The organism is Leptospira wolffii serovar Khorat str. Khorat-H2, from assembly GCF_000306115.2.
Classification (GTDB): domain Bacteria; phylum Spirochaetota; class Leptospiria; order Leptospirales; family Leptospiraceae; genus Leptospira_B; species Leptospira_B wolffii.
In genome coordinates this window covers 302,328-308,906 of the sequence record NZ_AKWX02000012.1, presented here as the reverse complement: position 1 = coordinate 308,906, position 6,579 = coordinate 302,328, and the positions used below count along the sequence as shown (strand labels likewise).

Sequence of the window (6,579 nt, the reverse complement as noted above, 5' to 3'; positions counted from 1 at the left end):
AATCTCAGCTAATAAAAAATTTTAATTTCTCATTCGCAGTTATAGATGTTGTAAAAGAACTTAATTTTGCCTCAGCAGAGCCGGGATGGAGGGAAGAATCTTCCGTCGCCCCGAGTCAGTTCGGCTTTGCCGGCGATTTCCCATACGGAAAAGGCCGTAAAAACCAATGTATGGAATCGATTCGACCCGTCAAGGAAAAACCTACATAATTCCGGCGATTTTTTACGGGAAAAAAAGAGGAGAAGAATGGGAAGACGGAGATCCTCGAACCTCGCGACCCCCGAACCGAGGAGAATATTATAGATCCAGAATATACAGTCTCTTGTGACTTTTCCCACTATGGTGCAAAAAGAGAAAGAAAGGCCTGTTGACAATGAATGAGAGATCTAACCCAATTCCGAATTTAGAGAGCGAGAATATTCTCCAGAAACCAAGCAACCAGAATCTCCCAGAAATCGAAATATTGCGTAATTGGAGCAACAATTCCGCGCGAAAATGGGATCGAGCTGGTAAATATTGGCTTTTTCTGATATAGAAGAATCCGTGCCCTCTCTCCCACTGAGCCCTCCTCCTCCACCCGAAATCGGGCGGGGGCCCGTTAATTCTACGCCGGAGGAACGGAATTTCCTTTCAGCGGAGAATTAAACCAATTTAGGCTTTAGAAAAGAGCCTCTTCTCTCGGGAAATCTTCGCTTTTGTTAAAATGCCGATATCCGGATCTTATAGACTTCTTAGGGCTTTCCAAATTGTAAAAAGTGGATATTCCCGACAAATCCAAGCAATTGTCTTCCTCATGAGAATTTTCCATGCATCCCTTCGACCCGAAATAGAACCGAGATGCGCTAAATCAAACGTAGATCGCGTCCCCGAAGAATATAGCGAGCAATTGCATGGAATTCCAAGAGTTCCTACACAAATCTCAAACAAATTTTCTCGTAGCCAAGCCGATCCTTTCATGATAAGAGCTTTGAACAATCGGCAACGGTACCACCAACCGGCCCCCACCCACTCGGGTGGGGCGCGCTTTTAAAGAATAGCTTTCGATCGCTCAGTGGGTTACATTTATATTGCCCGTCTCGGTTGCAATCTACGATTGCACCGATTCGCGACGCGATCGTCTTCTCGCTTACTAAGGAGCGCTCCGAAGGGGTGGGGAGTGTTCAAAAAAGCAGAGCCACGGACTTTCATAAGATTTGCTCGTTCAGATTCCTGCACTTACCTACCGATTTTAACCCAACGAATCGCCTGCTCATTCTCACTTCATTCACCATACTCTTACAGCGAAGCCGAAAAATTCCAAATCGAAACCAACAAGTGCGGCCACATTTCCGCCGCAAGGAATCGCAACCTTGCACCTCCTTAGAAACATTCTAATTCGTTCATATAAATATTATATATAATTAATATTATTCACCTCCCGTTCTTTTGACAAAAATCAGAGAGTCGGAAGGTCTCTCCAAGCTTCCTATTCTCCCATTCTCATTGACCTCCTTAGGATTTGCAGATACGTTGACCTTATGGCGCTCTCGATCCGAAATCGGGCTTTCGTCCTTTTCATCGTATTCTCATTCGGGGCCCAATCTGTATATTCCGCATTTCTAAACGCCGATTACGAAAGTTTAATCTGCACCTGTAATCATGCCTCCTCTCAGGAAACGCATTCCGTGAGTCCGGAGGATCGCTTCTTCCAATCCCAGGGAAAAACGATGGAAGATTCTCAGGAGCATTCCGATTCCCAAATCGGAAAAGTGCCGAACTGCCATTCTTCCCAAGCAAAAACCGATCTTCACACATGTTCTTGCAAAAAACATGATAAGAATTTGAAGGCCCGCACTCTATTCTCCTCCTTTTATCTTAAGAGCGTCTCGCCTTCCGCTTTGGAACCGTATTATATTTCCTCGGAACTCTGGATCGGTCCGGATCCGGAATTATTCCCGGGACATTTCCTCCTTTTCCTAAGGCCTCCCGAACATTGATCCAATGGGCGCGTGAGGTTCCGTTTTCCGGCGGACTCTCATTTTTCGGAATTAGGATGGAACTCTTATCCTTCCTGCTTCCATGATTCGGACCGGCATCCAATATATTCTCGTTTTCTAATTCTCGGATTTTTTATCCGGAAAAAACGAGGCCGACCGATCCTTGTCTCGCCTCCTCTTCCGGAAAGACTTAAATAAATTAATCATATTGGTAATCGTTATGAAATCTTTACGGACGATTTTTTATATTTCATTTTTCTCATGTCTTACGAATTGCACCGTATCCAAAAGCTCTGGCACCGCCGAAGCCATGGTCGCGATGGGACTCCTTTCCTCAAACCAAACCCAAGCCTTAGCCTACGTCTCCAACGAAGGAGGAAGCTACGGAGTGAACGCGATCAATCGGACAAACTCGGGAGAAGTCTCTCTTTATCCGGCAATCTCTCCGCTAGGTCTCCCCACAGGCATTCTTGCGACGGGTACTGGATCGGGTCATATCATAGTTTCCATTCCGGGAAGCAACTCCATCCAAATCATAGACGCAAGACAGTCCAATCCTATATTAAAGACATTGAATGTAGGAACGAAACCGGGAAGATTATATCCGGATCCCGTCATCTCCCATCATAGTTGGCTCATGAACGACGGGGACGGAACGGGAGCGGATCCCATACTCTGCCCCAGCCAACCGACCAAGGGTTCCTTTAGCGTAATTCACGACAGTATGGATCCGGTCGCTTTGGCTCACGTCCATGCTTCCGTTTGTGTGGGCTTAGGCCCCCATGAGGCTGCCTCCCAAACCATGGCACCTTACCTGGGACTAGTAACCAACCAGGGAGATAATACGATCAGTGTGGTGAACAACGATATGAGTTCCGCCACATTCTTAAGTTCTACCCTATTGAACACGATCAGTTTATCCGGCACTCCCAAAGGGATCGTGTATTCCGCTCATACCAACAAATTCTACACGTATCTATCTTCCGGCACGGGAAGTATTGCGGTGATAGACCCTACCGGAAACGGAAATACCGGCGCGTTGGCTACGGGCATTAACAATGTAGGAACTAAATACAATATTCTTAAAATAGATTCTACCGGTAGATACCTGATCCTTTCCGGGACGGACACTTCCGCTTCTCCGAACAAAGGATTACTACTCTCGATCGATCTCCATATGGGCTCTCTCGGCACTCCTATTTCGGTCAATGGCACCGGTTTCTCCGATATCCAACTGACTCCGGACGGAATGTTCCTCGTCGTTGCCAGCGCATCCTCCGATTCCGGAACCGCAACAGATCAATTCTACGTCTATGACACTTCGGCTCTTCCCGAGTTGACCCTATCCAAGAAAATCGCCGTAGGAAGTACGAACCAATCCTATCGTAGCTTCTCCTTTCTTACTTCCGGTTCGTCCTTACTAGGCGGGATCGTTCCGAATTACAACAACGGTACGATCACCGTCTTTAACCCAGGACTCGATCCGGTAGGAACTCTTACAGTAGGCGGAAACCCTAGCTACACGACCGTATTCTCTCCCGGCAGTTCCGGTTCTATGGATATGGGAGGAATGCATGGAATGTAAAAAATACGCATTCCTGATTCTATTGCTGATTTGCTTCTCCAAAAATCCCCTCCTCTCTCAGGGGGGGACCCTCGATTCGAATAAAAACACTGCTCCTCATAACCATGAGGAGCACAAGGGGCACGGAGATTTGAAGGAAGGGAAGCAACATACCGATCATTTAATGGAATCACCCGCAGGACTCATGGGAACTCATATCCATGAGCCCGGAAAGATTATGGTAGAATATCGTTATATGCTCATGGATATGCAGGGACTGTACCGAGGATCCGATAGGATCAACGGAGCGCTCCCCATGCTCCTCCCTCACGCGACCTCCGCGAGCGGGGGCACTCCCGTAGGAGAACCCGGTAAAGGGTTCTCCACCTACATGATGGTTCCAGAGAGAATGAATATGGAGATGCATATGGCGAGCTTCATGACTACTATCGGCGAGAATTTTTCGGTCATGCTTATGATCCCCTTCGTTCGAAACACCATGGAGATGATGAGCCAAGGAACCTATCTCAAATCCTATATGAGTTCCTCCGGAGTCGGAGACATACAAGGTCAGTTTTCCTATCGATTTCTACAAAGAGAGAATCACACTTTGCTATTGAACTTCGGCATGAGTTTTCCCACGGGATCCATCGATCAGTCCGATTCCATGGGACTATCGATGGGAATGGCCCGCTCCAGGGTTCCCTATAATATGCAACCGGGAACGGGAACTTACAATCCTTCGCCAGGATTGACCTACACGGGAAATTCCGGAAATTACTTCTGGGGTTCCCAAGTTTTAGCGACTCTTCGCAACGGAAAGAACGATAACGGATACAGATTCGGAAATAGATACGATGCGTCCTTCTGGTTCGGATATAAAATTCTGGATTGGGCTTCCCTATTAGGAAGAATCCAATACCAAAAATGGGACAATATCGTAGGAAGCGATCCCGTTCTGGACCAGAAAATGGATCCCCAAAACGATCCCAATCTTCAGGGAGGAAGAAGAGGTCTCGCCTTTGTCGGCCTGAATCTCCGACTTCCATTCCTATTCTCGGAGACTCGAATCCAAACCGAGTACGGAGCACCGTTCTACCAGCATCTGAACGGCCCTCAATTAGGAACCAAGTCGGTAGTCAACCTGACCGCCCAAATGGTGTTCTGATCTAATATCGTATTCTTCTGCCGTTATACTCGCGGCAGAGATGCGAAGGGCTTTAGTCCGGGCGAAGCCTGGATGAGCGTTAGCGAACCCGTAGCAGCTCGGTCCGAGCCTCGGCGAGGAGCCGTCCGTATCTTTTCTTTGGAACTCCTACAAATTTTCCCGGCTCTGTCACGGATCCTTTTTAAGAGCGTCTTCCTTTTATAAAGGATACAAATATGAACACAAGATTCAATTACGCTAAAGTCTTTCCTCAGGTTCTGGAGAAAATGCTCGAGATGGAGAACTTCGCTAAGAATGCGGGTATAGAACCCATTCTATACGAGCTCGTTAAAATTCGCGCCTCTCAAATCAACGGCTGCGCTTTCTGTATCGACATGCACACGAAAGATATTCGAGCCATGGGCGAGCAGGAAAAGAGAATCTATCTTCTGAACGCCTGGAGAGAAGCGGGCTTTTATTCTTCCAAAGAAAGAGCCGCCTTAGAACTGACCGAATACGTTACCCGCATCTCGGAACACGGTCTTCCGGAAGAAGTCTATGAAAGGGTTAAAAAGGAATTCAATGAAAAGGAAATCATCGCCTTGATCGTCGCGATCAATACGATCAACTCCTGGAACCGGATCGCTATCTCCACAGGGATGACTCCTCCACTCTGATTTTTTTTTTAGAAATCGGCGTCCCTCTCCGATTCGAGACGCGTACTTACTTCGATGACATTTTTGTCCGAGGTATTCTATGCGTCTCTTATCGGTCCTACTCTTCCTACTAACCTTCGGTATCGCCCTTTTCTTCGGCGCCTGTAAGGGAAATTCGGAATCTTCCTCTTCGAGTTCCGCGGCCCTTCTGGCTTTAGCGAATCATTTGGAAAACGATCCTATCGCGGACGCCGCCAACTCCGGGTTAGACGCCACGGCGGAGTCCATGGAAACCCTAACGACGGAGGGCGCAATCGTCGCGAATCGCATCCCGATCCATTCTTCCCGAAAGAGAAGTTTAGCGATGAAGCTTATGGATGCGATTTTTCCCTCTTTGGAAGCCATGAATCTGTATACTTCCTGTTGGGGAGGAGGAAACTTCACTCGCACCGTTACCTCCGGCTCGGATTTCTTCGACGGTTCTCCCAGTTCCAGCTTCTCCGTTACGAACGCTTTCCATTCCTGCAGATTCCTTCCCGTAGGAAGATCCTATCACGACGGAGAAACTCAGATCTATTGGAGCAACATATCGGGAAGCTCTCCATATATCCAAGCATCCACTCAATTAAAGATCGCTCCATCCAGATCCGTTTCCAATTCCCGTAGATTCTATAAGACTTTTTCGATCGTAGGCAACGGCTCGGTCATCCCTTCTCCCGGCGACCAAAACGTAGGTATCAGCGTGACCTGGACGAGTGTTTCCTCATCCGGATCTTCCTACAATCTTTCTCTGGATGAGACGAGAGAAGTGAAGGACGGATCAGGTAACGCTATCGTTCGTCATATCGTGAGCACCTCCAGTCCTCTTACGGTAACCATGGATAAGAATGCGGGCACCCGCACCATCAACGGAACCGTTCAGATCAATCACGATATCGCGGGTTTCGTTGTGACCATGGTCTATAATAATGCCACTTGGGATTATACGAATTGTCTTCCCGTTTCGGGAAATATTTCCCTGACTATCACCGGCACGAGGGTAGCAACCGGTTCCATCACACTCTCCCCGGGTTCCTTATCCTATGAATATTCCGGACCGAAGCGCAGCGGATCCGGAACCATAGACTCAGCAGGTTGCCAATGAGTTCGGATAACAGGAAATCGAAGTCGAGAATTAAAATTGGATTGAAGAGTCCGGGCTCGACGTCTTACAAGGAATATGACTCCGTTTTCCTT

6 protein-coding genes are annotated in these 6,579 nt (G+C 47.7%); all 6 read left to right on the top strand.

Annotated features, from left to right (window positions below):
- The coding region (locus LEP1GSC061_RS21905; protein WP_232218413.1) for a hypothetical protein at positions 1 to 209 on the top strand (209 nt) is incomplete at its 5' end.
- A 1,308-nt stretch (positions 210 to 1,517) separates the two neighbouring features.
- On the top strand, positions 1,518 to 1,976 hold the full coding sequence (locus LEP1GSC061_RS10520; protein WP_016545228.1) for an LIC_11090 family protein: 459 nt from the start codon (positions 1,518 to 1,520) through the stop codon (positions 1,974 to 1,976).
- 220 nt (positions 1,977 to 2,196) lie between these two features.
- On the top strand, positions 2,197 to 3,561 hold the full coding sequence (locus tag LEP1GSC061_RS10510; protein WP_016545396.1) for a YncE family protein: 1,365 nt from the start codon (positions 2,197 to 2,199) through the stop codon (positions 3,559 to 3,561).
- Positions 3,551 to 4,708, top strand: coding sequence for a transporter family protein (locus LEP1GSC061_RS10505; RefSeq protein ID WP_016545384.1), 1,158 nt, complete (start codon positions 3,551 to 3,553; stop codon positions 4,706 to 4,708). Before LEP1GSC061_RS10510 ends, LEP1GSC061_RS10505 begins: the two co-directional genes overlap by 11 nt.
- Positions 4,709 to 4,923: 215 nt before the next feature.
- Positions 4,924 to 5,364: a carboxymuconolactone decarboxylase family protein gene (locus tag LEP1GSC061_RS10500; protein WP_016545346.1), complete on the top strand. Its 441-nt coding sequence runs from the start codon at positions 4,924 to 4,926 to the stop codon at positions 5,362 to 5,364.
- Between the two features lie 79 nt (positions 5,365 to 5,443).
- Positions 5,444 to 6,487, top strand: a complete 1,044-nt coding sequence (locus LEP1GSC061_RS10495; RefSeq protein WP_016545271.1) for a hypothetical protein — start codon at positions 5,444 to 5,446, stop codon at positions 6,485 to 6,487.
- Positions 6,488 to 6,579: the final 92 nt, after the last annotated feature.

Coding starts and splice junctions, on each gene's coding strand:
- LEP1GSC061_RS10520 (WP_016545228.1), top strand. CDS start 1,518: ATGGCGCTCTCGATCCGAAATCGGGCTTTCGTCCTTTTCATCGTATTC.
- LEP1GSC061_RS10510 (WP_016545396.1), top strand. CDS start 2,197: ATGAAATCTTTACGGACGATTTTTTATATTTCATTTTTCTCATGTCTT.
- LEP1GSC061_RS10505 (WP_016545384.1), top strand. CDS start 3,551: ATGGAATGTAAAAAATACGCATTCCTGATTCTATTGCTGATTTGCTTC.
- LEP1GSC061_RS10500 (WP_016545346.1), top strand. CDS start 4,924: ATGAACACAAGATTCAATTACGCTAAAGTCTTTCCTCAGGTTCTGGAG.
- LEP1GSC061_RS10495 (WP_016545271.1), top strand. CDS start 5,444: ATGCGTCTCTTATCGGTCCTACTCTTCCTACTAACCTTCGGTATCGCC.